Here is a 687-nt window from a genome sequence, read left to right as displayed (position 1 = left end):
TCAGCGCGAGTGGCTGGGTTGCTCTTAAAAATACCACCTAAAGCTGTGGTTGTCGTTTCGCTGGTTGCATCCATAACACCACGTGATTTCACGCAGTAGTGCGTCGCGTCGATAGTCACGGCCACATCGTCAGACTCAAGCAATGTTTGCAAAGCAACTAGGATTTGCTGTGTCATACGCTCTTGAACTTGAGGACGTTGCGCGAAGAAACGGACAATGCGGTTGATCTTAGAGAGACCAATGATTTTACCACGAGGAATATACGCAACGGCCGCTTTGCCGTCGATCGTGACAAGATGGTGTTCACACGTGCTGGTTACGGTGATGTCTTTCACGCGAACCATTTCACTTACGTTCATCTTGTTTTCAATAACCGTGATTTTTGGGAAGTTGGAGTAATCCAAACCAGAGAAAATCTCGTCCACGTACATTTTTGCAATGCGATGTGGCGTCTCTTCTAGGCTGTCATCCGTAAGGTCGAGTTGAAGCAGGGTTAGGATCTCACGCATGTGGTGCTCGATCTTTTCTTTCTTCTCTTCACGGCTCACGGCATTAGGACGCATTGGTGTTTCTAAACCGCGTTGCTCTAGCGCTTCTTTTACTAACTTCGCTGACTCGCTAAGACCTGACATTCCACTTCCTCTTTTGTAACTACCACTCTCGGTGTGAAATACAATTGCAGTGTTT

General features: G+C 47.2%; 1 protein-coding gene. It reads right to left on the bottom strand.

Going from position 1 to position 687, the window contains the following annotated elements:
* Positions 1–632: GTP cyclohydrolase I FolE (gene folE / locus R8N49_RS27390; RefSeq protein WP_318190486.1), on the bottom strand; the 632-nt coding region annotated here is incomplete at its 3' end.
* Between the last annotated feature and the right edge of the window lie 55 nt (positions 633–687).

The organism is Vibrio sp. 1978 (genome assembly GCF_033344345.1).
This window is presented reverse-complemented; position numbering and strand designations above follow the sequence as displayed.